Origin of the sequence: Vibrio fortis (genome assembly GCF_024347475.1) — a bacterium.
In the GTDB taxonomy this organism is placed as follows: Bacteria; Pseudomonadota; Gammaproteobacteria; order Enterobacterales; family Vibrionaceae; genus Vibrio; species Vibrio fortis.
In genome coordinates, this window is the sequence record NZ_AP025488.1 from 377042 (window position 1) to 400727 (window position 23686).

Annotated in this window: 20 protein-coding genes; 11 read left to right on the plus strand and 9 right to left on the minus strand. The window is 45.3% G+C overall.

The genetic code is table 11. The features are described 5' to 3' along the window. Positions 1 to 27: 27 nt before the first annotated feature. Positions 28 to 1131 (minus strand): PEGA domain-containing protein, encoded by a 1104-nt coding sequence (locus OCV50_RS16285; protein WP_261904915.1) that lies wholly within the window; start codon positions 1129 to 1131, stop codon positions 28 to 30. Positions 1132 to 1600: 469 nt separating this feature from the next. Between OCV50_RS16285 and OCV50_RS16290 the strand changes: the two genes are divergently transcribed. From OCV50_RS16290 to OCV50_RS16310, 5 genes are all read left to right on the plus strand, one after another. After that, positions 1601 to 2425, plus strand: coding sequence for a helix-turn-helix domain-containing protein (locus OCV50_RS16290; RefSeq protein ID WP_261904916.1), 825 nt, complete (start codon positions 1601 to 1603; stop codon positions 2423 to 2425). Between the two features lie 185 nt (positions 2426 to 2610). Beyond that, a complete protein-coding gene (putA, locus tag OCV50_RS16295; protein WP_261904917.1) occupies positions 2611 to 5742 on the plus strand; it encodes a bifunctional proline dehydrogenase/L-glutamate gamma-semialdehyde dehydrogenase PutA in 3132 nt (1043 codons plus the stop codon). A gap of 11 nt (positions 5743 to 5753) precedes the next feature. After that, positions 5754 to 6458 (plus strand): 1-pyrroline-5-carboxylate dehydrogenase, encoded by a 705-nt coding sequence (locus OCV50_RS16300; protein ID WP_261904918.1) that lies wholly within the window; start codon positions 5754 to 5756, stop codon positions 6456 to 6458. 110 nt (positions 6459 to 6568) lie between these two features. Next, the gene (putP, locus tag OCV50_RS16305; RefSeq protein ID WP_261905220.1) at positions 6569 to 8095 is read left to right on the plus strand and encodes a sodium/proline symporter PutP; all 1527 of its coding nucleotides are present in this window, start codon (positions 6569 to 6571) and stop codon (positions 8093 to 8095) included. A gap of 462 nt (positions 8096 to 8557) precedes the next feature. Next, entirely contained in the window at positions 8558 to 8800 is a 243-nt protein-coding gene (locus OCV50_RS16310) for a hypothetical protein (protein WP_239839409.1), read from the plus strand. Between the two features lie 99 nt (positions 8801 to 8899). On the opposite strand, the gene OCV50_RS16315 is transcribed toward OCV50_RS16310, so the two are convergent. Then, entirely contained in the window at positions 8900 to 9070 is a 171-nt protein-coding gene (locus OCV50_RS16315; protein WP_261904919.1) for a hypothetical protein, read from the minus strand. A gap of 283 nt (positions 9071 to 9353) precedes the next feature. Here OCV50_RS16315 and OCV50_RS16320 point away from each other — a divergent pair, with 283 nt between their 5' ends. Further along, on the plus strand, positions 9354 to 9842 hold the full coding sequence (locus OCV50_RS16320; RefSeq protein WP_239839411.1) for an Lrp/AsnC family transcriptional regulator: 489 nt from the start codon (positions 9354 to 9356) through the stop codon (positions 9840 to 9842). 84 nt (positions 9843 to 9926) lie between these two features. Here OCV50_RS16320 and OCV50_RS16325 read toward each other — a convergent pair whose 3' ends face one another. After that, a complete protein-coding gene (locus tag OCV50_RS16325) occupies positions 9927 to 10634 on the minus strand; it encodes a DUF445 domain-containing protein (protein ID WP_239839412.1) in 708 nt (235 codons plus the stop codon). A 204-nt stretch (positions 10635 to 10838) separates the two neighbouring features. Here OCV50_RS16325 and dmeF point away from each other — a divergent pair, with 204 nt between their 5' ends. Beyond that, complete coding sequence (gene dmeF, locus OCV50_RS16330; protein ID WP_261904920.1) at positions 10839 to 11756, plus strand: CDF family Co(II)/Ni(II) efflux transporter DmeF; 918 nt, start codon at positions 10839 to 10841, stop codon at positions 11754 to 11756. A 9-nt stretch (positions 11757 to 11765) separates the two neighbouring features. Next, complete coding sequence (locus OCV50_RS16335) at positions 11766 to 12182, plus strand: MarR family winged helix-turn-helix transcriptional regulator (protein WP_261904921.1); 417 nt, start codon at positions 11766 to 11768, stop codon at positions 12180 to 12182. Between the two features lie 192 nt (positions 12183 to 12374). On the opposite strand, the gene OCV50_RS16340 is transcribed toward OCV50_RS16335, so the two are convergent. Beyond that, entirely contained in the window at positions 12375 to 14225 is a 1851-nt protein-coding gene (locus OCV50_RS16340; RefSeq protein ID WP_261904922.1) for an ABC transporter ATP-binding protein, read from the minus strand. A 433-nt stretch (positions 14226 to 14658) separates the two neighbouring features. On the opposite strand from OCV50_RS16340, the gene OCV50_RS16345 reads away from it, so the two are divergent. Continuing rightward, on the plus strand, positions 14659 to 15633 hold the full coding sequence (locus OCV50_RS16345; RefSeq protein ID WP_239839416.1) for an arginine deiminase-related protein: 975 nt from the start codon (positions 14659 to 14661) through the stop codon (positions 15631 to 15633). A gap of 58 nt (positions 15634 to 15691) precedes the next feature. On the opposite strand, the gene OCV50_RS16350 is transcribed toward OCV50_RS16345, so the two are convergent. From OCV50_RS16350 to OCV50_RS16370, 5 genes are all read right to left on the minus strand, one after another. Then, positions 15692 to 16315 (minus strand): esterase/lipase family protein, encoded by a 624-nt coding sequence (locus OCV50_RS16350; protein WP_261904923.1) that lies wholly within the window; start codon positions 16313 to 16315, stop codon positions 15692 to 15694. Positions 16316 to 16465: 150 nt separating this feature from the next. Then, positions 16466 to 18088: a phosphoethanolamine transferase gene (locus OCV50_RS16355; RefSeq protein WP_261904924.1), complete on the minus strand. Its 1623-nt coding sequence runs from the start codon at positions 18086 to 18088 to the stop codon at positions 16466 to 16468. Positions 18089 to 18336: 248 nt separating this feature from the next. Continuing rightward, the gene (locus OCV50_RS16360; protein ID WP_261904925.1) at positions 18337 to 18915 is read right to left on the minus strand and encodes a porin family protein; all 579 of its coding nucleotides are present in this window, start codon (positions 18913 to 18915) and stop codon (positions 18337 to 18339) included. Between the two features lie 246 nt (positions 18916 to 19161). Continuing rightward, positions 19162 to 20637, minus strand: a complete 1476-nt coding sequence (locus OCV50_RS16365; RefSeq protein WP_261904926.1) for a Na+/H+ antiporter NhaC family protein — start codon at positions 20635 to 20637, stop codon at positions 19162 to 19164. A 17-nt stretch (positions 20638 to 20654) separates the two neighbouring features. After that, the gene (locus OCV50_RS16370) at positions 20655 to 21998 is read right to left on the minus strand and encodes a glutamine synthetase family protein (RefSeq protein ID WP_261904927.1); all 1344 of its coding nucleotides are present in this window, start codon (positions 21996 to 21998) and stop codon (positions 20655 to 20657) included. 343 nt (positions 21999 to 22341) lie between these two features. Here OCV50_RS16370 and OCV50_RS16375 point away from each other — a divergent pair, with 343 nt between their 5' ends. Continuing rightward, positions 22342 to 23088 (plus strand): gamma-glutamyl-gamma-aminobutyrate hydrolase family protein, encoded by a 747-nt coding sequence (locus OCV50_RS16375; protein WP_261904928.1) that lies wholly within the window; start codon positions 22342 to 22344, stop codon positions 23086 to 23088. Between the two features lie 16 nt (positions 23089 to 23104). Beyond that, entirely contained in the window at positions 23105 to 23662 is a 558-nt protein-coding gene (gene puuR / locus OCV50_RS16380) for an HTH-type transcriptional regulator PuuR (RefSeq protein WP_032553788.1), read from the plus strand. Positions 23663 to 23686 lie beyond the last annotated feature (24 nt).

Here is a 23686-nt window from a genome sequence, read left to right on the forward strand (position 1 = left end):
TAATAGCACTAAGCCGATAGACAGGTTTTAGCTTTCCTTGTTTGGAAGAAGCTTAACCCAGATAGTATCGCTGCCGTTGACGGTTACTGTGCGGTTGTAAGATTCGTAACCTTGTTTTGAAACAGTGACTTGGTGGCGACCGCTTGGTAGTGCAACCTGAAGAGGTGTACTGCCATACTTGATACCGTTGATGGTCACAGAGTCATTGTATTGGTCAGAACGCACGGTCACGTTGGCCCATTGCTTATTGTTCTTGTCAGTCGTTGCCGTGTCATTGCCCGTTAAACAGTAGCGTGTTGATACGTTCAACAGGTTACATGCGGCAATGGCTTCTGGTTTTGCTTGCAGCTGAGCTTGCATTTGCATGAAGTACGAGTTGTTACCAGAGAAGCCACTCTTGATCGGTTGGCTGTCTTGAACATGGATATTCAGTTGAACACCCTGCAAGTTTTGTTTTGCTAATGTGCTTTCTGTGAGCTGCTCAAGCAATTGGCTCTTGAACGTTTGAACCGCTTTTTGGTTGGTTAGGTATTTACCTTGAGCGGTACACTCACCCAGTGTCATTGTCGACGCACAAGTGGTGGTGTAGCTGGTTTCTAGAACGGCACTTTCGCGCAGTTCTGTTGCAATACGTTTTACACGTGCTTCAACTTTTAGCTCTTTTAGATTGGCCAACTCATTGTTCAGACGAGCTTGCTTTTGCTTGATTTGAGAAAGGTGAATTTCGCTCTCGTTGATCGCTTGTTGGTTGTCTAGCTGAGCCGATTGATTCTCTTTAACGGCTGCCCAAGCATCTTGGTAGCTTTTCTGAAAAGAGATGAGATCGGTTTCTGGATCTTCGAGTAGACGGCTGTATTGTTTATCGAGTGCAGACTTGGCTCTATTGCGTTTTGCCTTGAGTTCTTCACCCTCACGCACCAATTTGCTGTTCTTGTTTTGTAGCTCTTTTAGTGTCTCAGTAGCCGATACTTGTGTCGCTGAAATACGCTCAATATCTGAGTTCTTGTCGGTGAGTTTTGCATCGATAGCTGAAACGGGATCGACTTGATTCAGTTCTTCAGCTGATACCGATGCAGATACCCAAAGAGGGGATAGCGCAAGCAAAAGCGCTGAAATTCGAAAGTTAGTCATAGGTCCCTGCAACTTATAGATTGAAATTGGCTCGGTGATAAAGTGTCTACTTCCTAGTTGTAAGTCACTAGTTTATTAGCAATTAACACAGTACCCGACTTTATACCGTTTTATTCCCTTGCAATCTACTCAAATAGGTAGACTTATTACTAATTTTTATAAATTGAAGGTGATTTATTTGAGCTATATACGAAAATTTTCCGCAATGCTCTATCGATGAGATTCTCAATTATGAGTCAAGCAGGGCAGGAGTGGCGGCTCATTTTACTCTGGGTACTAAAAGTTGGTTTTACACTCCCCGTAGTTTATACACTCTTGATCATCTTTCCGGAGGCATGATCACCGTGATCGCAATAATGATCATTTGGTTATTGCGTGTGCTAAATGACTCTCATGATCATTTACAAATTCATCTTGGGCTAAAATCAGAGTATTATTCCCGATCTGTAACTATCAAAACTGTTTCGACATGCCAAAATTACCCATCATGCCCAATCTCGATCTTTCACCGCTAGGCTTATCAGGCCCTCGCCCTGCTGAGATCGTGACTCTGCCATCTCATATGGATTGTCACGAGCATCAGTATTCGCAAGTGGTGATCGGGCTAAAAGGGCAAGCCGAGTTTGAAGTCAGTGGTAAGGGCAATTTAGTCGGTCCGGGTCAAGGTTGTGTGGTAACGGCTTGCTCTGATCATGCTTTCGGTGGTGTGGTTGGCCAATCGGACATCTTGGTGTTGAATATGCCTCTGCCAAGTAATGACGACCCTTTGATGTTAGAGAAAATCAATCAGCTTGCGTCTTCCAATGTTTACTTTCAATTGGATGGGCAGATCCAAAAGCTGATTCAGATGCTTGTGCAAGAGATGCAAGCGAGCCCAGATGATCTGTTGCTAAGCCGCGCCTGCAATGACACCGTGATCGCACTGTTGCAGCGTCATATCTCCGAATTTGAAACGTCCGTTAAAGAGTCACGCTTTGATCTTGAAGCGCTTGATCGCTATATCGAGCAACATTTAGCAAATAAGATCTCAGTGGCACAATTGGCGGGTAGCGTGTTTTTAGGTGAGAGCCAGTTCCATATGCTGTTTAAAGAGCAGATGGGCATTACGCCACATCAATATGTGCTAGGTAAGCGAATTGACCGCGCTCGCCGCTTAATTGAACAAGGAAACCTTAGCCTCGGTCAGGTTGCTGAGTTGGCTGGTTTCTCTGGTCAATCCTCCTTTACCCACACTTTTTCCCGCCTTCAGGGGATGTCACCATCTCAATACAAAAAGCAAATAAGTGTTAAATAGTGAAACAAAACGGCACATTCGTTTGAAGTTTCATATGTGATGATGTTTTTGTTTTGTTAATAAAGCGAGTTTTTAGCAAAAAACTCGGAGTTTTTGACAAGTATTCCTTATATACTCTCAATACACTGCAGCCATTGTAGAAATCTCGGACGTTTTTTGTTCGGGTGTGAGATTAAGGAAAACGCATGTTTACAGCTACTGATGTGTTAAAACCAGAGTTCAACGAGCAATCGCTTGGTGAGCTGTGGTCGCTTATCTCACCATTATATATGGTGGATGAAACCCAATGGCTAGAGCAACTTCTGCCGCTAGCTACGCCTTCTGAGTCTGAAAAGCAACAAATCACGGACAAGACAACCTCGCTTATCGAAACGATTCGTGCAGACAAAACATCGATTCAAATGATCGATGCGCTGCTGCTTGAATACAGCTTAGATACGCAAGAAGGTATTTTGTTGATGTGTCTTGCAGAAGCACTAATGCGTATCCCAGATGCTGCCACTGCTGATGCATTGATTCGTGACAAGCTCAGTGTTGCTGACTGGAAATCTCACCTGAAGAACTCTGACTCTGTGTTTGTGAATGCATCCACTTGGGGTCTGATGCTAACAGGCAAGGTTGTGGGTCTTTCATCGAATGAGCAGAGCCCAGCTCAGGCGGTAAACCGTCTAGTGAACAAACTTTCAGAGCCTGTGATTCGTAAAGCGATGCACCAAGCGATGAAAGTAATGGGTCATCAGTTTGTTTTGGGTCGCAGCATTGCTGAGGCACAAAAGAACGGCAAACCAATGCGTGACAAAGGCTTTACCTATTCATACGACATGCTAGGTGAAGCTGCATTAACGACAGCTGACGCAAACAAGTACTTTAAAGATTACCTAATGGCGATTGAAGCTGTAGGTCGAGACACTTATGTTTCATCAAAATCTAGCCCAGCGCCATCTGTCTCTATCAAGCTTTCTGCACTTCACCCTCGTTACGAAGTGGCGAATGAAGAACGTGTATTGACTGAGCTATGCGACACGCTAGAGCAGTTACTGCGCCGCGCGATTGAGCTTGATGTTGCGATTACCATTGATGCAGAAGAAGCGGACCGTTTAGAGCTGTCTCTGAAACTGTTTGAGAAGCTTTACCGCAGCGAGCTTGTGAAAGGTTGGGGTAAGTTTGGTCTGGTTATTCAAGCGTACTCGAAGCGTGCACTACCGGTATTGGTTTGGTTAAACCGTTTAGCAAAAGAGCAGGGCGATCTGATCCCACTGCGTTTGGTAAAAGGTGCGTATTGGGATAGCGAGATCAAATGGTCGCAACAAGCGGGCTTTGATAACTACCCAGTTTACACACGCAAAGAAGCGACCGATGTTGCTTACTTAGCATGTGCGCGTTACCTGCTAAGCCCAAGTGTTCGTGGCAATATTTTCCCGCAGTTCGCGAGCCACAACGCGCACACGGTTTCTGCTATTGCTGTAATGGCAGACCACAAAGACTTTGAATTCCAACGCCTACACGGTATGGGTGATTCCCTGTACAACAACGCGATGGAAGCTTACCAACAGTCAGTGCGTATCTACGCGCCAGTTGGTAGCCATAAGGATCTACTTCCTTACTTAGTACGTCGTCTACTTGAGAACGGTGCAAACAGCTCGTTTGTACACCGCTTAGTTGATGCTCGTTGCCCTGTGGTAGAGCTAACTCAACATCCAGTAGACATGCTTTTGGCGTTCGATACGTTGAACAACACTAAGATCCCATTGCCACCATCGGTATTCCCTGAGCGTAAAAACTCTTACGGTGTGAACATTGATATCGAAAGTGAAGCGCACAGTTTTGAAGAGCAAGTTAAAAGCTTCTTGGATAAACAGTGGACTGCTGGCCCGATCATCAACGGTGAAGCTCTTGCCGAAAGCATGATCAAGGCAGATCAGAATGTTGAACAAGTAACAGCGCCTTACGATCGTCGTATTAATGTGGGTCAGGTGGCTTTTGCAAACCTTGATCATGTTTCCGAAGCGATCAGTGGTGCCGATGCGGCGTTCGCAGATTGGAATGCGACTTCTGTTGAGGTTAAAGCGGCAGCTCTTGAGAAGCTGGCTGATCTGATGGAAGAGAATCTAGCTGAGCTGGTGGCAATTTGTCATCAAGAAGCGGGTAAGACGATTCACGATAGCATCGATGAAGTGCGTGAAGCAGTAGACTTCTGTCGTTACTACGCAAAACAAGCAGACAACCTACAAGAATTCGAACTGAAAGGCTTTGATGGCCAAGTTCGTTTGGCGTCTCGTCAAGGTCGTGGTGTGTTTGTATGTATCAGCCCTTGGAACTTCCCATTGGCGATCTTCCTTGGTCAAATCACAGCGGCATTGGTTGCAGGTAACACTGTGGTAGCGAAACCAGCAGAGCAAACCAGCTTAATCGCTGCTCGCGCGGTCGAGTTGATGCAGCAAGCAGGCTTCCCTGCAGGCACAATTCAGCTTCTACCTGGTCGCGGTGCAGAAATCGGTAGCGCACTGACCAGCCATGATGCGATTGCAGGTGTGGCGTTTACGGGCTCTACGCCAACGGCTCAACGTATCAATGTGTCATTGGCAAGCCGTACAGCTAAGCCAGTGCCATTTATCGCGGAAACTGGCGGTCAGAATGCAATGATCGTCGACAGTACAGCACTTCCAGAGCAGGTAGTACGTGACGTTATTCGTTCAGCGTTCGCGTCTGCAGGTCAGCGTTGTTCTGCACTGCGTGTGCTTTACATCCAAGAGGATATTGCTGATCGCGTTGTTGCTCTTATCCAAGGTGCAATGAACGAGCTGAGTGTGGGTATCCCGCACCTGCACAAAACTGATGTTGGCCCTGTTATCGATAGCAATGCGAAACAGAAGCTCATGACTCACCTTGAGAACATGACTAACACACAGAAGCGTGTTGCTCAGCTAACGTTAAGCGATGCGTGTGAACATGGTGATTTTGTTCCACCAAGCGCTTTTGAGATCAACGATATTAGCTGCCTAACTGAAGAGCAGTTTGGCCCAGTGCTGCACATTGTTCGCTACAAAGCGAGCGAGTTGGCACAAGTGGTTGAGCAGATAAACCAAACAGGCTTCGGGCTGACTATGGGTATTCATAGCCGTAACGAAACCACTTACCGTTGGATTGAAAAACACGTTCGTGTGGGTAACTGCTACATCAACCGTGACCAAGTTGGTGCGGTGGTTGGTGTGCAGCCATTCGGTGGTCAAGGTTTGTCAGGAACAGGACCGAAAGCGGGTGGACCACACTACCTATACCGCTTCACCGATGTTCACTTTTCTCAAGCGCAGGCATAAGGAGCGATATCATGGTTCATCAAGTGACAGGTTTTTCCGATGCATTTCAAGCGTGGGAACAGTGGAACCTAACCGATTTTGATCACAAGAGTGCTCAAATTCTGGCATTAAAATCTGAGATCGAGAGTCAATCAGCGCCATTGGCGTCGGTGGCTGGCTATCACATCGAGCAGGCCTCTTCTCTATTAGAAAAAGAGCACCTACTCGTAGGGCCTACCGGTGAGACTAATGAGCTATACGCGGCTGGCCGTGGTGTGGCTTTGGTTATCGTTGATGAGACTCAAGATTCACTGCCAAAGCTGCAAACAGCGACAGCAATGCTGACTGCAGCACTTATCGCAGGTAACAGCGTGATTGTGTGTAGTGATGATACTCAGTTCAACACTTTGATCGCGGATGCAGCAAAACAAGCGAATCTGCCATCAAACCTTGTTCAAACGACATCGTTCGATGCGTCTCAACAGCTACTAGCTTGTGACGTTCGCAGCGTGGCGTATGTGGGTAATCCACAAACTGAACAAGCGATTAATTTACAACTTGCTAAGCGAGACGGCGCTATCGTCGGTTTAGTGTCTGAAACGGATCTGACAGCAATGCATGTTGCTCACGATCCACACCTATCGTTGCGCTTTATTACCGAGCGTACACGAACCATAAATATAACAGCCGTGGGTGGTAACGCGACCTTGCTCGAGCTTGGAAGTGAAGCCCACTAACCTTCAACACCACTGATTACTGGAGGCAACTTCGGTTGCGCCAAGACATCAGGAACCCTATCTGACAAAACTTGGCCAACATTATGTTGGCTAAGTTTTATTGGCTAGGCATGGAAGGATTTTTTCTAAATGAGGACTATCAAATGATAGAAAACAGTTTTGCAATAACATCGACGTTCATTGCGTATCTAATTATGATGCTGGCAATCGGGGTTATTGCTTACAAACGTACATCTAACTCAACAGACTACTTTCTTGGTGGTCGTGCACTAGGCCCTTGGCCTGCAGCACTGTCTGCTGGTGCGTCGGATATGAGTGGTTGGCTACTACTAGGTCTGCCTGGTTATGCGTATGCAGCAGGTGTTGAAGCGTTCTGGTTGGCTGGTGGCCTACTAGTGGGTACTTGGGCTAACTGGCTAATCAGTGCTAAGCGTCTTCGTACTTACAGCATTACAACAGATGCATTGACGCTACCTGAGTTCCTATCTCGTCGTTTCAATGATACGTCTAAGCTGATCCAAACAATTTCTGCTTTCTTCATTCTTCTCTTCTTCCTTTTCTACACGAGCTCAGGCTTGGTAGCGGGCGGTAAGTTGTTTGAAACAGTATTTGGCTTAGATTACACCACAGCGGTTATCATCGGCACTGTATGTGTTGTGTCGTACACGCTATTTGGTGGCTTCCTAGCGGTATCATGGACTGACCTTGTACAGGGTCTACTGATGTCTGCAGCACTACTTATCGTGCCAATCGCAGCGATGAACGGTGGCCTTGGTCAACTGTCTAGTGATCTGCACAACATCAACCCAGAGCTATTAACGCTGTGGAATGATGCGAAGGGTGAGCCTCTATCAGCTATCGCAATCATCTCTCTAGCGGCATGGGGTCTAGGTTACTTTGGTCAGCCACACATCCTAGCGCGTTTCAAGGCAACACGTACTAACAAAGACCTAGGCACTGCGCGTCGTATCGCAGTGGTATGGACTGCACTGTCTATGGCGGGTGCGATGTTAGTTGGTCTGGTTGGTCTTATCTACGTGACTAACTCTGGTGCGCCTAAGCTAGACGATGGCGAGAAGATCTTTATGCTTCTTGTTAACGCAATGTTCCACCCAGTTATCGCTGGTATCCTATTGGCGGCTATCCTAGCGGCAATCATGAGTACTGCGGATTCACAACTTCTTGTATCTTCATCAGCAATGGCAGAAGACCTTTACAAGCAAGTTCTGAAGAAAGATGCGACATCTGAAGAGATCGTTCGTGTAGGTCGCTTTGCGGTAATCATCATCTCTCTTATCGCGCTATTCCTAGCGATGACACCTGACAGCTCTGTACTTGGCCTTGTGTCTTACGCTTGGGCTGGTTTTGGTGCTGCATTTGGTCCAGCTATCGTGATGAGCCTGTACTGGTCTCGTATGAACCGTAACGGTGCTCTAGCGGGTATCGTTGTAGGTGGTGTGACTATCGTACTTTGGAAACAGTTCACGGGCGGTTGGTTCGACGTGTACGAAATCGTACCGGGCATCATCTTCTCTACGATCTCTATCGTGGTTGTAAGCCTAATTACTGGTGAGCCAGAAGAGTCTGTTAAGAAGCAACACGAGAAATTTGAAAAGCAATTGGTTGAATTAGACTAATTCTTCACACGCCAATCTATTGAAACAAAGAGTCACTTCGGTGGCTCTTTTTTTATGTCTGTACCTATCCATTCAAAAGTCATGCTGTTCTCTAAGAAACAGCTTGTGGAGGTTCGTTTGGGCGGAGGGATGGTTTATATCTTTCAGCTCATCATATTTTCTTATCAGCTCAGAAGATGAATGTTCGATGCAAGTCTCAAACTAACAGAACGACAAATTAGAATTGTCTTTTCGATGACTTTCTAAACAAGTTTACATTGTAAATTATCGGCGCTTTGTGACTGAGTCTTTCATAGGGCTGAATGAATACTAAGCTCGCCTTGGTTCAAAAAACAGTTTACCGATACGGTGTTTTTTTGAACTTAGCCCTCATTTTTATAAATCATACGGTGAATGTTTGAACTGAATTGGACATGATGTGTCAATTGTCAGTAATGAGGACAAGCCGGATAGGATAAAGGTATGCCAGATCTATATTGCAAAACGTGTAAGAAAACCACTCACCACAAGTCGATCATGAAGCGTTGTGAGATCGCGCCGGAAACCTTATCAGGCCGTATGTTGTTGCTTACCTCGAAACTGTTTAGCGGCACTCAGTACTATGATATGGAAGTTCAACACTTTTGCAGAACATGTAATTGCCGAGCTGAAGATCTTCCTCAGAAAGAGAACGAAAATGTTGCTGCGCAAGTGGGGCTTGCTTAACTGTTGATCGCTCGTCTCTGAAAGAGTTACTTGTTTTTAAAGACGATACGGCTACGGGAATAATCATTAAAAAACCTCCACGAAGGAGGTTTGATGTGCTTAAGCGGCTTGCTTGAAACCTTCTGGTTCAACGGGAAAGCCATCTAATTTAACTTCCCAGCCGTAGCCTGAATATTCGTTTGCAAGTGCTTGTGCGACATCTTTAGATACGGTTGCTCGAGTCCATAAGCCAATGCCGTAAGGTTTGTATGCGATTTCTTGTGTTTTCATATATAGAGTCATCCTTTCTCTTTGTGCAATCTATTATTCACACACCCCTCAATAGATACTTTTCTCTATAGCTCAACTTATTTGTTAAAAAGGTCAATTTTATAACATTATATTAACAGCGTGAAATTGAATTTATAAGCTGTCGGTATGTGTGTTTGTGTTTATATCTTCCATGTAAATGTGGCGTTATCGATCGGTTTTAAATTCTGTGAGCCGTGCTCTGCAGGTTTTGGTTAAGCATGGAATATACTCACCTTATATTGAGACTGTTTATAGAGATGTTATGCCTCAACACCAATTGGATCGTATCGATAAAGAGATACTTCGAATCTTACATATGAAGGGCCGACTGCCTGTGGTTGAACTGGCCAAGCAGGTAAACCTGACAACCTCACCATGTTCAGATCGTTTGAAGCGTTTGGAGAAAGAGGGTTACATCACAGGCTATCACGCAGAGCTGTGCTCAGAGAAGCTAGGCCTTGATGTTCAGGTGTTTATTCATATCCGTCTGGATCAAACCAGCTTTTCGATTTTTGATAAGTTTGCACAGGCCGTCGAAATGATGCCTGAAATTGAAGAGTGTTATTCGCTATCTGGTGACTTCGATACCATGATCAAAGTGCGCGTAAAAGACATGAAGGCGTACCAGTCGTTTATGTCTACCAAGCTAGGAACGCTACCGGGCGTCATTCAGACCAGGAGTGAAGTGGTTATCGAAGAGCATAAAAAGGGGTTTGGCGTGAATCCAGAATTGCTTGCCACCTTGGGCTAGAACGAATTTAAGTTATTGTCACGGAAATAAAAAATGGAAGCCACACGGCTTCCATTTTACGTTCTAAAAGAGAAGATTAACGGTTTATAGAGTAATTGCCGCAGAGATAACGCCAATCACACCACCGAAAACACCACCCCAAACAACAAGCCAGCCTAGGTGCTCTTTAATCATCTTCTGCACCATCTCTTTCACGAGTTTTGGTGTTAGTTCGCTTAGGCGCTGATCGATAATGGCTTCAATGTTCTCTTTGATTTCATCCATCATTGCTGGAGATTCAAACTGCTCTTTAAGGGCATTTTTCACCGAGTCGCTCTGTCCGATCTCAATGATTGAAGTCTGCATCTTTTCTACAAATGGTTCTTTCAATGGTTGAAGCGCTTCTGTGCCGCCGAGCATTGCCAACATTCCGCCAAATTGAGAATTGGCGATCACTTCCACCAAGGAATCGAATGCAGGGTTAAGGTCAATCTTCTTGATCACTGGCTCTAGGTTCAGCGATTGCCCACCCGCCATTTCACTACTCAAGAAGCGGTCGATGTTACTTTCAGTAAAGAACTGTTCCATCATCAACTGCTTGATTGCAGCCTTAAATTGCTCAAAGCGCGCTGGAATCACACCAGAACCATACAATCCCGGCACTTTCTCAAACAGCATGTGAATAGCGAGCCAGTTGGTAATCGCGCCAGAAAATGCGAATAAGCCCGCGTAAAGTAAGTATTGGCTAGCAGTAAAGTAGCCCGCTGCTAATAAAGCCAAAGCTACCGCATTAGTGATAACACTCTTGTTCATAGTTGATCTCTAGATTAAGTCTTGCGCGCATTTTAAAAAAAATTAGGAGAGAAACAAATAGAAAGCATCAAGGTTGTTCATGGATATAGGCTATTTATGGGTTTACTGGCTTGTCACGGTTTATCGCTTGATCGTTGACTTTGTTTGATAGTCAAACTACATTGATAGGCAAGTATTTTGATTATCAAACTAAATGGAATAATAATGAACCCTCAAGTTAAGCATTCGCACCACTTTTCTGCGCGTAACCAAACTGGTGAGCGACGGACTTTTTATGTCTTGTTGTTAACGGTGATTACTATGGTGGTGGAGATTGGGGCAGGGACGATATATGGCTCAATGGCGCTGTTAGCAGATGGCTGGCATATGGGGACCCACGCCGCCGCGTTTTGTATCACGCTGTTCGCGTATCGTTATGCGAAGAAGCATGAAAACAGTGAACGCTTTTCATTTGGTACAGGCAAAGTCAGTGTTTTGGGTGGCTACACCAGTGCCATTGCATTAGGGATTGTGGCGTTACTGATGTTTACTGAGTCTGTACATCGTTTGTTAAACCCACAAGCTATCCAGTTTAACGAAGCGATAGCGGTGGCGATTATTGGTTTAGCCGTGAATGTAGCAAGTATGTTTTTGCTGGGTGATCATCACCATCACGACCATCACGACCATCACGACCATCACGACCATCACGGCCATGACCACAGCCACCATCATCATGATCACAACCTTAGAGCCGCTTACATGCATGTGTTGGCCGATGCGCTAACCTCTTTGTTGGCGATCGTCGCGCTGCTGTTTGGTAAGTTCTATGGCTGGAATTGGTTAGATGCGATCATGGGGATGGTCGGCGCGGTTGTTATCTTAAAGTGGACCATGAACCTACTCAAACAGACGAGCCCAATCCTGCTAGATGAAAGTATTGACTCAAACTATCGCCAGCAGATTATTGAAGAGCTTGCTCCGGATGCGGAGGTGATCGATCTGCACATATGGAGAATCAGCGGCCATCACTATTCAGCCGCGATTGCGTTGCAATCTGATGGTGACTTAACGGTGAATGACTTTAGGCAACGACTGGCGAAGTTTGATAAGATTAACCATCTTACTCTTGAATTAAATTAGTCATTTGCCATGCAAAACCTTGAACACCTAAGTCAGCTTATTACCGAATTCTACGACAAGATGTCTTCTTGGGAGCAGTCGGTTGTGAAAGAGACGGGCTACTCGCTCGCTCAGGTACACACGATAGAGGTGTTAGGTGTTCATGGTGCTTTGCGTATGAAAGAGCTGTCTGAGAAGCTTGGAATCACGACAGGAACGCTAACGGTTCAGATCGAAAAGTTGGTCAAAGCGGAGTTAGTTAAACGTTGTGAACACCCAACAGACAGACGCGCTATCGTGGTTGACTTAACCGAGGCAGGGCAGGAGATTCATACTCAACATAATCAGTTGCATCTCGATCTTGTGAATGACTTAACCAGTGGGATGTCGTCGGAAGAGACACAGATTCTGACGGCGTGCTTAGAGAAAATGAATCGTAAGTTCTAGTTGATAAAAAGCTAGCCAATAAAAAAGGCTAGCCTCCCCCCGAAGTCTAGCCTTATTCCAGAACGCGCAAGCGAAGCGTCTTTGTCTGTTAGCCATAGTATATAATTACGACATAACATTCTGCTACGTCCAATTTACGTCTATCTAACAAATTAGTGTGAATCGCCCCGCATATTTAAAACTGGATACAAATTAAGCGTTGGACGCTTGTTCCAGATCATCTCCGATAAAGCCACCGGTTTGGTGATTCCACAGTTGAGCATAGATACCATCTTGTGAAATCAATTCTTGGTGTGTGCCTTCTTCTACGATGTTGCCTTGGTCGAGTACAATCAAACGATCCATCGCTGCAATCGTCGATAAGCGGTGCGCAATCGCAATCACCGTTTTACCTTCCATCAACTCAATCAGGCTCTCTTGGATTGCCGCTTCTACCTCAGAATCGAGCGCTGAAGTTGCCTCATCCAGTACCAATAACGGTGCATTCTTAAGAAGTACACGAGAAATCGCGATACGTTGACGCTGACCACCAGACAGCTTCACACCACGCTCACCCACTTGAGCGTCGTAACCTAAGTTGCCGAACGGGTCGGTTAAGGTTTCGATAAACTCATGTGCATGCGCTTGCTTGGTTGCCGCATACAACTCCTCGTCGGTTGCATCTGGACGACCATAAAGGATGTTGTCTTTTATAGAGCGATGCAGTAGCGAGGTGTCTTGTGTCACCATACCGATATTGCTGCGCAGCGAATCTTGAGTCACTTCCGCGATCTCTTGTCCATCAATTAAGATGCGACCTTTTTCAACATCATGGAAGCGAAGTAGTAGGTTAACCAGCGTAGACTTACCTGCACCAGAGCGACCCACTAGGCCGACTTTTTCGCCCGGTTTGATATTCAGGTTAAGGTTGTTGATTACCCCTTTGTTCTCACCGTAGTTAAAGCTGACATTATCAAAGTGGATACCCCCTTGTGGCACTTCCAGTGGTTCAGCATTTGGTTTGTCTTGAATCGCAATCGGCTTGGCGAGTGTCTTCATGCCATCAATTACGGTACCCAAGTTTTCAAATAGGCCACCGATCTCCCACATGATCCACTTCGACATACCATTGATACGCAGTGCCAAGCTGACCGCGATAGCAATCGCACCAACGGTGATCGCATCATCTAACCATAGGTAAATTGAGATGCCTGCAATGCTGAAAACCAGTAGGTAGTTAGCAAACTCAACCCACACGTTAAAGCCAGTAACTAAACGCATTTGGCGGTAAACCGTATCGAGGAAGCCTTCCATTCCCTCTTCAGCGTACTCTGTCTCACGCTTGCTGTGTGAAAACAGTTTAACCGTCGCGATGTTGGTGTAGCTGTCCACGATTCGGCCTGTCATCAAAGAACGTGCGTCAGCTTGCTCTGAAGAGACGTCCTTCAGCTTAGGCACGAAATGCAGCTGAATACCGATGTAAACGAACAGCCAGATCAGCATCGGAGCCATCAATCGCCAATCGGATTCTGCGAGCATAAACAGCATGGCCGTAAAGTAGACTGTTACGTAGACGAACACGTCGACCATTTTTGTGACCGTTTCACGCACCGCGAGAGACGTCTGCATTACCTTGGTTGCGACACGTCCAGCAAAGTCATCTTGATAGAAGGAGAGACTCTGCTTAAGAAGGTAGCGGTGAGCAAGCCAGCGGATCGACATTGGGTAGTTGCCCAGCAAAGTTTGGTGAAGCAAGAGTGAATACACAGCAATCATTATTGGCATGACGACCAATAGTAGAATCCCTAAACCAATCAGAGTGGATTGATTGTCCGCTAGGAAGGTCTCTTTATTGCTGGTCGATAACCAATCCACGAGTTGACCCATATAGCCGAATAGGGCAACTTCGATGATCGCGATAGTCATACTCATTAAGCCGAGGAGCAGTAACGGTTTTTCAAAGCCGCGTGTGTAATGGCGACAAAAAGCCAATATGCCGCTTGGGGGCTGTATTGGTTCGTCTTTCGGGAAGGCCTCGGTAAAGCCTTCAAATTTCTTAAACATAGATTTCCCTTAGTCAACCTCTGCATCTGTGTGCAAAGTTGTAATTATTGTGGTGATGTTACGTCACGAGTAAAACAAGTCTATGACACCGCAATAAGCGAAATCATAGTTATATTTGAATGAGTTAGGGTTGATGTGAAATGAGACGTTGACTGACTGCCGCGGAATCAACGTGTTATGCAACAGAGGTATCCTAACGCTAATTGGATTAAATTGTAACCAAAACTGACACTTAGCGTAATATTCCTGTTTGAATAGAGTGCGATAAATGAACTGAGGGTAGCGATTGATATAGTGCAGTAAAAATTAGTGAGGATCTGCCATTTGGCAGGAATTATTGAGGTTAGCTAATGAAATTATCAATAATTCAGTGAATTTTCTCGTAACAACCTGTTTACAATTGTCGGGTAAATTCCAGATAGGGACAGTTGAGATGTTAAACCTACATGAAAAATCACTACAAACAACGAATGTACAAAATGCAAACTGTGTAGTGATGGTGCCACCTAAAGAGTTTCGTTTTAACGAAGAGACTGCGCGCGACAATGAATTTCAGCAGCGCGTTAACCTGACTCAAGACGAAGTGAAGTCACAAACCATGGCTGAGTTTAAGGCGATGGTTAAAGAGCTTCGTAAAGAGGGCGTACAAGTAGTCGAGTTTGATTATCCTGAACTTGGTGTTGAAACACCGGATGCGGTTTTCCCAAATAACTGGTTTAGTACCGTTAGTGATGGCAGCTTATACACCTTCCCAATGGCGTGTGAAAACCGCCAACATGAAGTGAAGCCTAATGCTCTCATCGAAGCACTTGAAGCTTCAGGCCGCATTGTAAACCACGTGGATACACTCGAATCCTATTTGCAGCAAGGTGCTTACCTTGAAAGCACAGGTGTTATGGTGATCGACCACGTTAACAAAACTATCTATGCTGCACTCTCTCAGCGCTGTGATAGAGAAGTATTGGAAGACTACGCTAAGCGTATCGGTTATTCACGAGTGGTATCTTTCCAAACGGCGTTGCCTTCGGGTCACCCGATTTACCATACCAATGTGATGATGGCGATTGGTGATAACTTCTGTGTTATTTGTGATGAAGTGATTCCAGAGTTTGAGCGTCGTTTTGTCGTGAAGTCCCTTGCGAAAGACAAACAAGTGATCTCTATTTCGATCGATCAGATGAACCGTTTCTGTGGCAATATCCTGCAGCTTGAAACTGTGAATGGCGATAAAGTGATTGCGATGTCTCAGTCGGCTTTTGATGCGTTCTCACCTGCGCAACGTGCTCAGTTAGCGACTCACGGAAAACTGCTGCCATTCAATGTAAAAACCATTGAAGACATTGGCGGAGGTTCGGTTCGATGCATGCTGGGTGAAGTGTTCTTACCCACGCGAGTAAATCGTCTGTAACTTGTAAACATAAAAAAACCACTTCACGACGAAGTGGTTTTTTTGTACCTGAATTCTCTCAACGAAAGCTTTTATGCTCTATGAAATGATTAGAGCGCTGTACCACCTCTTTTGAATACACGAGTGCCGTGTGGTTGAGATTGAGCGCGCAGGTGTCTGTTGCTCCTTTGAGGTTCGCGTCTTCAAGTGTGACGGTACCATCCCCATGGTTCTTACCTAATACGATTCGTCCTACGCCTGCATCATAAGTGCCTGTAATCACACCAATTGGCACGTCGATGTCATAGTCACCCAATCCATCGTTGAGGATGTGTTTGGTTGAACCAAAAATGAACCCAAGACCGTGGTTAGAGAGCGTCTTAGCAATAGTGGCACCATTGTGTGGTGTACCAGCGGTAATGATGCACGTATCAGCAAACTTGGGCTGGTAATGCTTAAAGTAGTGACGGATCAGCAAGCCGCCGAGTGAATGTCCAAAGAAGTAGACCTCATCATTTTCATCAAAACGGGCTGTGACAAATCGATTCAGTCGCTTAGAAGCCGATGGAAAACGCAATGAGTTATAGGCAAATTTATGGGTTTGAAAGCCGCGCTTTCTGAAGTTTCTATCTAGATACTGCATGATCAATGCAGGCATATAGAGGCCGTGAATTAATATTATGTGCTTGTTTTTATTGTTCATTTCACCTCCACTTGTTTCTATGTTCAGTATATTGAGTCGTCATTGCAAACTCAATAAAAGTTGCCTTCGTTAAGAAGAGGTGAGTGAGCTGTGAGGAATAAGGAGCAGAGAGGGCCTACATGGTAAGCCCTCTGTTGATCATGATGTTAGTTAGCGACAAGGCGCAAAGATGTCTTGGTTTTCTCGATACTCTGATGTCTCAACATCCATGATGCCTAGCAGTGAATCGAATAAATTGTCATGAGAAAAGTTCTGCTCTTTGGCGGCTTTTCTTAAGCATGTCTGATTTATGCCTTTTTGCTCGGCAAACCCGTCTGACATCCATACCATCATTGGGACATGAGTTTGCTCTTTGGGTGCTAATGAGTAAGGCATACCATGCAGGTAAATACCGTTCTCTCCTAAAGATTCACCGTGATCAGAGATGTAGATTAGGGCGACATTATATTGGTCTTCGAGAGACTTTAAGTTGTCGATTAACTCAGATAGGAAGAAGTCGGTATATAAGATGGTATTGTCGTAGCTATTGACCACCTCTTCGTTGGTACAGTTTTCGATGTCTGCACGTGGGCAATCGGGTACAAACTTCCTATGCTCCTCTGGGTAGCGCTCGAAGTACGTTGGCCCGTGGGACCCTGAAATGTGATAAAAGAGAATATTGTCACGCTTGAGGTCTGCTGTATCTTGCGTGAAGGTTTCGAGCATTGCCGTATCATAACAGACCTCGTTGTTACACAAAGGGTCGCTATCTTGTGGCGTTAACGTCATCTCTTTAATGTGGTGTGCCACGCTTTTATCTCCACCATCGTGCTCGCGCCAAATGGAGTGGATACCGGCTCTAGCCATAATATCGACGACATTATCTTGGTTGTAGGCGATCTCTTTGCTGTAGTTACTGCGATTCATGTTGGAGAACATGCAAGGAACAGAAACGGCTGTCGCGGTGCCGCATGACTGAACATTTTGGAAGAAGATTGGGTTATGGGGCTTGGTATGAGCATTGGTTGCTTTATCGTAGCCGTGGTACTGATAGTTATAGACACGCGCAGTTTCCCCTAAAACAAAGGCCACTAGGGTCGGCTTTTGATCACCTGTCTGGGCAGGTTTTAGCGTCGCATCAAGGCCAAGCTGTTTGTATGGGATCGGCTCTTTGATGTAGGTGTTGTTGATGTATTTCGTGGTGGCAGCAACGTACTCGGTTGGAATGATCATTTTTTTGATGTACGAGTGATTGCGCCCGAATGAGACATAGTCTTTGTAAAAAAACGCGGCGACGAGTGCCACTACCAATAACGATCCGACTAAGCTGACTGCCTTCCACGTCAAGAAATGGCGCCATGATTGTATTTTTAGTGTGGTGCACGCTAACAAAGCCGCGGGCACACCGCCCATAAGTACAAACCACAAAATGGAATATGCGCTGATGTAACTCCCAGCTTCATGACTGTTGGTTTCGAAGACATTTTCGACCATGCCGTAGTCGACCAAAATGCCATAGTTGAACATAGCGTAACTGACTAGGCTGGATGAGAGTAATAACGCAATAAAGAACCAGCGAGCAAACTTGGGCCAGTTGAATAGGTGAAAGATAAATAAGAAAGCGGCAAAAAAGAACACGGGTATTGAGAGAATAAAGCCTGTGCTTTCAGATTGCGATGCGCTGATTAAGTTATAGAGCTCGCGAGTTAAAGGGACATTGACAATCACCACATAATAGATGGCAAGAAGGAAGGGGAGGGTGTTGAGTGATAAATGCAAATGTAGCTTTTTCATGGACATATTTCCTAAATGTCATGGTCTCTTTTCGTGCATAAAGCCGTCAGAGAGGGTTCAATGATTACGCATTACCAAGGGTTGCTATCAGTTTAGACCGCAGTTTCTGTCATCCGCAAAAATGTGCTTTTGTTAGTCTATACAGCTGACTAATGACCTCTAAGTAGTCAGCTGTATAGACTTTATTGACGGGCAGACACCAGCTTAAAAACCGTGCTGCCACTCTGTGCTGGGCTATTTCTGTGGGATTAGAAGTTGTAAGAAACGCCTAAGCTGACACTGCTGAACGTGACATCATGGCTATCCATGCGCACGGTGTTGCCAGCAATGGTTATTTTGTCTTCAATGTTGACCGTATCTGCTTGAGAGATAGCGCGTAATGTCAGGTTTTCAATCGGTGAATATTCAACCCCGACACCAAAATGCAGACCTGTGCCGCTGTCGTCTCCGGCAAACGCACTATCGGTCGCGTTCAAGTCAACATAACTTAATCCGACCAGCACAAATGGGCGGATGCTGTTATCAAACGTATAACCAAGGTTTGCAGATGCAGAAAGCGAAGTTGGAGACATCATCTTGGTACCACTTTGCTTGTAATCAGCATAATCGGTATAGCCCAGTTCGACACCAACGATACGGTTAAACTGGTAGCCACCATAGAGAGTGTATCCAGTACCTTTAGCGTCTAAGCTGCCTGTTCCATCAGTATCAGATTTCTGAAAAGCGCCAATACCAGCACCAACGTAAGTGCCACCATCAACTTGGGCTGCGAAAACGGGTGCAGACATTAAACTAAATGCAATTAGAGCGGATGTGAATTTATTCATGACGTAAATCTCTCGACTGTTTTGTGATGTTCGTCATGTTATTAAATATGATTAATTTATAAAACCATCAGGAATGGAATCTATCCTTGCAACACATTGTTCTATAATGTTGCGATTATTTTGGGGGAAAGTGACGCTAAATGTCATTAAAGTTATAAAAGTTGTTTTTATAAATAAGCTTGAGTGACAAGAGAGATCAAAAAATGCCAGTATTTCTACTGGCATTTTGTATGTTTAATTAAAGGGTTAACCTATTACTAAGAAGAAGATAGCCGTCGCGATGATACCGATCAGTGCGTATGGGAACTGAGTTGTTGCGTGCTGCATCGATGTACACCCCGAGCCTTGTGCTGACAGAACCGTTGAATCACTGAAGAAACACGAATGGCTGCCTGCCGCCGACGCGGATAGTAGTGCTGCTACTGTTAGATGCAGTGGCACACCAAGCTGTTCACCAAGTGGTAATACGATTGGCATTGCTACAGCGAATGTACCCCATGAAGATGCTGTCGCGAACACTAGCGCGCCAGTGATCATGAAGATGATTGCAGGGAAGTAAGATGCAGATAGATAAGGGCTCACCGTTTCGATGACATACTGCGTTACACCCAAAGAATCGTTAACTGACTTCAGCATGAAGCCGCCAATTACCGTAGCCAGTGGCAACAACATCACTTTGATACCGTCGTAGACTGCTTCGAACATGTCGTTCATCGAGATCAGACGCTGCACACCGTAGAAACAGATGGTAAAGATGATTGCGACAAACACACCTGCTAGTAGATCGATACCGAAGTACCAGCTCGCGGCAACCAATACCACCATTGGCAATAGGAAGTTGATTAGACCCATTGTCGGGTTTGTGTGCGCTGAGATGTCTGCGCCAAAGTCGATATCTGTTGCGCCATCTGGGCGAACTTGACCTTTTTTCGCTCGCTCTTCAGCGGCTTTCATCGCGCCTAAGTCAGGCAGTTTTTCCATTGCAACCAGAAGTACAATTGCCAATGTTACCCAGCCGTATGCCATGTAAGGAATCGCTTCGATGTACGCTTTGATGCCTTGACCAGCTTCAGCAACGCCATTTGCTTCCAGCAGTGAACTAAAGAAGATAGCCCAAGTTGAAATCGGAACCAGAATACAGATAGGTGCAGCGGTCGAGTCCACAAGGTAAGAGAGCTTCTCACGTGAAATATTGTAGCCATCCGTGATTTTCTTCATCGAAGAGGAGATAGCAATCGCGTTCAGATAGTCATCAATGAAGATCAGAATCCCGAGGAAGAAGGTCATCAGCATAGACTGCTTACGGCTTTTCACCTTAGTCACCAGCATATCGGAGAAGCTTAAGATACTGCCCCCTTTCTCAAGAATCGCAATCAAGCCGCCCATTAGGCCACAAACAAGCACGATCCATGCGATGGTTTCGTTCATCATCACATCCATAGAGATGCCAACGATCTGCTCCACTGCTTCGGCAGGGTTCAATAGCAGCACACCAGCAATTGTGCCACTAAATAGTGCCTCTACGGTGCGGTGTGTCGTGAGTGCGAACACCAACACCAGAGCCGTTGGAAGCAAACTCATCCACCCGTAAGCTTCTCCTTCTTGGTGGTTCAATCCAATTGAAGTGAAGAACACGAACGTCGCCACCACCAATAGGGATACCATGATGTGTTGAGTGTTGATCTTCAGCGGCGCGTCCAACGCCTTGGTTTGCGTAGTCATACGTATATTTCCTTTATTTATGCTGAGTGCAACATCCATTCGATTTCTAATGGGGTGATTTCGCGTTCAAAGTCGGCGAGTTCACTCCGTTTGCAAGCTAAATATAAATCGATAAAGTCTCTAGAGATGTACGGAGCCAGCTCACTGCGTTCTAGCTGGTCGAGTGCCTCTGACATACGCAGTGGTAGGTCAATTGCATCATCACTGAGGGCTTTAGGACATTGGTCTTTGGTATAGTTTTCACTCGCTAATACCGCGGAAAGTACTACTGCAGCGAGAATATAAGGGTTAACGTCAGCTCCTGCTATACGATGTTCTATTCGGCGATTTTTACTATCGCTGATGGGCACACGCATAGCAACACCACGGTGATTTTCTCCCCAGTCGGCTTTCGTAGGTACGTAAGCGCCAGGAACAAAGCGGCGGTAAGAGTTTACGTTAGGACAAATCAATGCCATGGAGTCGGATGTTTGAGCTAGCATCGCAGCCATGGTTTGATAAAAGAGGTCACTGGTTTCGCCATCGGCTTGGCTAAAGTGATTGTTGCCGAGTGCATCCACTAAGCTAAGGTGAATGTGCATGCCATTACCGGCTTGGTCGCCAAATGGCTTAGCCATAAATGTGGCATCAAAACCGTGCTGGTGGGCAACCTGGCGGATTAGACGCTTGGCGATGATCACTTCATCACACGCTTTGAGCACGTCTTTTGAGTGGTTAAAGTTAATCTCAAACTGTCCCGGAGCGGATTCCGAGAGTGCACCAGAGGTATTCAACCCCTGCTCTTGTGCGACCTTGTTAAGGTCGGAGAGAAAATCAGCATAGTCATCGAGGCCGTCTAAGTCATACACCTCGGTATCTTTCTCGCGTGATTTTTTGGTTGGGTTAATCGCGGTTTGCAGCGCGCCCATCTCGCCACGCTTTTTGTCGATGAGGTAGAACTCAAGTTCTAAGGCTACGCATGGGTACTGATCTTTAGCGTGCAGTTTATCGAGCATGTCTTCGACGATATTACGAATGAATAGCGGGCTTGGCTGCTCTGCTGTTTCGTCCATCATGCTCAGTAATACCTGACCGACTTCTTCTTTCGCCGTTGGCATCAACGTATCGGCAACCGGGAAACAGATGTTATCTGGCTCGCCTAAGTCTTCACCCAGCCCTGCACTCTCCACCACATTGCCTTTGGTATCGAGAGTAATAGTAGAAAGTGGCAGCGCTACTCCTTTGCTTAACTTCTCTAGTGCACTGACCGGAATTCTTTTTCCTCTTGGTGTGGCATTAATATCGGTGAAAATGAGATCAACAAACTCGATGTTGGGCCATTTTTGTCGAAAATTTTTAACTTCCTGTAGATACGATTCCATTGAGTTCTCCAACTAGCCTCTGTACAGCAAACTTAAATCAACAAAAAATAAACAATTTAGTTGTGTTGATAAGACTAAAGTCTAAGATTTTTGTTTTATTTGCTTAAAATACAATGGTTTATTTTGATTTTCTTTCAAGTTGTAAATTTTATGAAAGATGTTTTTGTTAACTATTTTGTAACAGGTGATCGGTTTTTGCTCAATATAATGAGCAAAATTAGCTGTTTTTTTGACCAAAAAGGAGGCGTTGGTCACGATTTGGTCAGAATATCGAACATCGGTGTTGATAATTTTGTACATGGTTTGTAGTGTAAGTGTTAAATAAATCGAGCACGGAAGTAACATGTCTACACAAAGCAAACCCATTATTGGAATTGTTAGCTGCGCGAAAGAGTTGGGTGGCTATCAAATACAAGCTGTTAACGACTTCTACTTAGCGGCAGTAAAAGATTTCGGTGGGCTACCACTGATGCTAGCGCCAGATATGTCGAGTGAAGATATCGAGCGAATTCTAGAGTTGTGTGATGGCTTTTTATTTCCGGGAAGTCACTCGAATGTCGCACCACACTACTACAACGCGACGCATCAAGAAGCAAAGAAAGATGAAGCGCGAGATGAGCTCTCTTTTTCATTGCTACGCAAAGCGATTGATAAAGACATCCCTTGTTTAGGGATTTGCCGAGGCTTTCAAGAGATGAATGTAGCGTTGGGTGGTTCGTTAAATCCTGCGGTTCACGATTCAGGTTTTAATGACCATCGAGAGATCCAAGTCGACGATTTTGAAGAGAAATACGCACCATCACATGCGGTACTGGTGCAAAAGCAGAGCCTATTTGAGAAATGGCTGACAGAGAATCACTGGGAAACCACCGTCTTTTTTGAAGTGAACACCCTTCATAATCAAGGTGTTGACCAACTGGCACCACAACTTCAAGTAGAGGCAAAAGCGCCTGACGGTTTGGTGGAGGCATTCAGCCTACCAGGGCAGAAATTCTTTGTTGGCGTGCAGTGGCACCCAGAATGGAAAGCAAAAACCAATCATTTCTCACAAATTTTGTTCAAAGAATTTATGATGGCTGCCTCTCTATAAGTTAGGAGCCAGATAAATGGACAATCAAGAGATTGGTAAAAATATTGTTCAGTTACGAAAAGAACATGGATTGTCACAACGAGAATTAGCCGAGCGAGCTGGCATCACACATAGTGCCATCTCCTCTATTGAGAACGCTAAGGTCAGCCCTTCAGTGAGCTCGTTGCAAAAAATAGTGAACGTTTTTTCGTTGTCGCTATCGGAGTTTTTCACCTTCGAAAAACCTGCGAGCGATGAAGTAAAAGTGGTCGTTACCCCTGATGAGTTGGTGGAAATGGGCAGTGAGTCCGTTTCAATGAAGTTAGTCACCAACGGCAGTAAAGAGCAGGTCATCGGGTTTTTAATTGAAGAGTATGCCCCACATGGCACAACCGGTGCGGCAGAAATTAAACATGAAGGCGAAGAGATCGGGACCATTCTTGAGGGTGAAATCACGCTTGAGTACAAAGACCAATCTTATGTCCTTAAACAAGGCGAGTCGTACGTCATTGATACCACTCAGCCGCACAAGTTTACAAATCACACAGACAAGGCTTGTCGAATGATAAGCGCGCATACGCCAACCACATTCTAAGTGGGCCTTGCCTTGTTGTGATAA